Genomic DNA, 3,385 nt, shown 5'->3' with positions numbered 1-3,385 from the left:
GCCAACTTGCGTAGCCGTGCTGCGGACTACCAAGCCGCAAAAGACACCTTAGCGGCAAGCATTATGCGGCAATGGCTGATGATTAACCTTTACCAGCAGCAAGTTCATATCGAAACGCAGCGGTTAGAACTTTTGCAACGTAATGAAAAGGTGGTGACAGAGCGCTATTGTCAAGGTTTAGGTGGGCTAGAAGACCGAGATAGCGCACTAACCAATATGGAGTCTACTCGAGCGACATTAGCTGAATATCAAGAAACATTAGCATCAGCTCGCCGAGATTTAACTACCCTATTAGGGCAGTTAGGAAGCCAAGACCCTCTTATTATTCCTGCTCAATTTCCCACGGTATTGCTTTCGTTGGCTCATTTTCCAGAGCAAGATCTGGCTCGTCGGCCTGATCTTATTGCCGCTTATGCCAACATTGAAGCACAGCAATACACCACTCAAGTGGCATATAAAGCCATGTTGCCCAGCCTGAGTTTTAGTGCGGCATTGAGTGACAGCGATCACCGCTTAAGCGATAGCTTACTGACCAGCCCTTTATGGAGCATTTTAGGCCAGTTAACAGCACCGCTATTTCAAGGTGGAAAACTTAAAGCGGAAGCAGAGATGGAAGCCTTAACGACAGAACAGGTCTTTTGGGCTTATCAGGAAACCTTATTGACGGCAGTGAATGAAGTAGAAAGCGCTTTTGGCCAGGAACAGGCGTTGGAGCGTCAGCAACAGCATTTGAGGTTAGCCCTAGACAGCGCACAGCGCAGCAGCGCTAATTATCTGGATAAATATCGCAAAGGATTGGTAGACATTCTTGAACTACTCACCATACAGCAACAAACCTACGATATCGAAATCAAACTCGCTCAAGTCACTTATAACCGATTAAGTAACCGGATTGATTTGGGATTAGCATTGGGATTAGGAGTTAAAAATGAGGATCAATAAGGTCACTTTCGGAACCACTTTACTGGCATGTGCCGTTTTTTGGGGAGTGATGGCTTACGCTCATAGTCAACTGTCCCAAATGAGTGAACCCAAAGAGAGCGGGTTGCTTCATGATACGCTTCAACCAGAGCATGATCCCGTCGTTGCCGTTTCCGTTGTCGACGTAAACATAGGGCACTATTCAGCACAAGTTCAAGGGTATGGTGAAGTGAAACCTCGTTATGCACTCAATATTACCGCTGAAGTTTCTGGACGAGTGTTGACATTAGGGCCGGGCCTTGAAAGTGGTCAGCGGGTAAAAAAAGGTGAGGTACTGGCCACTTTAGATCAAACAAAATATCACCAAGCGGTGAGTGAAGCTCAGTCTGAGTTAGCAACGGCCACCTTAAATTTCTTGGAAGAAGAGCGTCAAGGGGAACAAGCAAAACTTGAGTGGCAGCGGTCGGGGTTATCTGGGGAGCCTGATTCACCATTGGTTCTTCGTCAACCGCAACGGGATCAAGCGAAAGCTGCTTTAACGAATGCACAGAAAGTGTTAGCAAAAGCTCAGTATGATCTGAAAAACACCGTGATCTATGCCCCCTTTGACGGATTAGTTGTGAGCCGAGACATTCAACTTGGCAGTTATCTGCAAGAAGGTGGACAAGTCGCCACTTTATACAGTACCGATGTGGTCGAAGTCGTTATTACACTTTCAGAAGCGCAATGGTTGAATTTACCGATACGAAGCAATACCGAGCTGGCTCGTCACCCACAGAGCTGGTCTGTAGAGTTGCGTTATCGACAAATGGCATGGAACGGTTATGTGACTCGTGTTGAGCAACACCTTGACAGTAATACTCGCCAACGTGCATTGGTGGTAACGGTTGCTCAACCTTTGGATATCGAACCTCCGTTATATCCGGGAACCTTTGCGACCGCCATTGTGGAGGGCACTCCCCTCAAACAGAGTTGGAAATTGCCTCAGTCAGCTATTTCTCAGCAAGGGGAAATCTGGTACATCGATAGCCAAGGCAAATTAGCCAGCATCCTAGCAGAGAAACAGTTTGAATCGGGTGGTTTTGTGTATGTTAAAGCCTTTACCCATGAAAGCGTACAAATTGTTCAGCGCCCATTAAGCAGTTACCAAGTCGGTACTTTGGTGCAAGTGATCAGTGAGGTAGCATTATGAGTATGACACCTCCTCCATCGGGTATTATTGCCTGGTTTGCTCGAAATTCAGTGGCGGCCAATTTATTACTTCTATCGGTGATCGTGATGGGCGTTTTGTCACTCAGCCAGTTACGTCGAGAAGCCTTCCCGAGTATGGAACCAGATCGAGTGACGGTTTCAGTCACCTATAACAGCGGCGACCCCAAGCAAGCGGAAGAGGGGGTTGCGATTAAAATTGAAGAGGCATTGGAAAGCGTTCCGGGAATAAAACGGATTACCTCTACCTCTAACGCTGGCGGCAGTACGGTCACTATTGAGAAAACCAGTGATTACAGTCTCAACACGTTACTCTCAGACATTAAAACAAAAGTGGATGGGATCAATAATTTCCCCAGTGATGTAGAAAAACCGATCATTGAAAAAGATCGTATGCAAGATCACGCCATTTGGGTTCAGCTCTATGGTAGCGTGGATAGAGCGACCTTGCAGTCGTTAGCACAAGAGTTAAAAACCGCTCTTTTGCAACAACCTGCCATTCGAGATTTAGAAATCAAAGCGAGCGCTGATCCGGTTATTTCTATCGATATTGATGAAGCCACTTTACAAAGTTATAACCTAAGTTTGTCTGACGTTGAAGATAAGGTGAATGCGGAGTCATCGACACCTCTTATGACCAGTTTGCGTCATCCTGATAAAGCGGTTCGCCTGAAAGTGGCAAACCAGAGGTATAAGGCGGAAGAATTTGCTCAAATATCTCTTATTAATACTTCACAAGGTACAACACTTAAACTGGGTGAGATAGCCGTTGTTCGAGAAACATTTGATGAAGACACCTTTACATTATCTCGTTATAACCAACAAAATGGCATGTCGATTGAAATCGTGATGGACGAGTATGGTGATGTCACTCTAATTGCTGAGCAAGCAAAATCAGTCGTACAGCAATGGCGAGATCAACAATTATTGCCAGAAGAGATTTTCTTAGAGACTTGGTACGATCAAAGCCAGATGATTAATGATCGCCTCAGTTTACTGGTGAAAAATGCTATATCAGGCATCATTCTTGTCTTTTTTGTTCTGGCGCTGTTTTTAAACGTTCGAGTGGCTTTTTGGGTTGCTGCGGGCTTACCGTTTGTCTTTTTTGGCTCACTATTTTTCATGACAGGTTCGTTTGCCAACCTCACCATCAATGAGATGACGACTTTTGGTTTTATTATGGCACTTGGGATTGTTGTTGATGATGCAGTGGTGGTAGGCGAAAGCATTTATGACACTCGGCGTAACGAGGGTG

General features: G+C 45.6%; 3 protein-coding genes. All 3 read left to right on the top strand.

Going from position 1 to position 3,385, the window contains the following annotated elements:
• Window positions 1–942: TolC family protein (locus B7C60_RS16695; protein WP_245869640.1), on the top strand; the 942-nt coding region annotated here is incomplete at its 5' end.
• On the top strand, window positions 929–2,113 hold the full coding sequence (locus B7C60_RS16690; protein ID WP_099612612.1) for an efflux RND transporter periplasmic adaptor subunit: 1,185 nt from the start codon (window positions 929–931) through the stop codon (window positions 2,111–2,113). The genes B7C60_RS16695 and B7C60_RS16690, both read left to right, overlap by 14 nt.
• The coding region (locus B7C60_RS19895) for an efflux RND transporter permease subunit (RefSeq protein ID WP_245869639.1) at window positions 2,110–3,385 on the top strand (1,276 nt) is incomplete at its 3' end. The genes B7C60_RS16690 and B7C60_RS19895, both read left to right, overlap by 4 nt.

Source organism: Vibrio fujianensis (assembly GCF_002749895.1).
Classification (GTDB): Bacteria; Pseudomonadota; Gammaproteobacteria; order Enterobacterales; family Vibrionaceae; genus Vibrio; species Vibrio fujianensis.
This window is presented reverse-complemented; position numbering and strand designations above follow the sequence as displayed.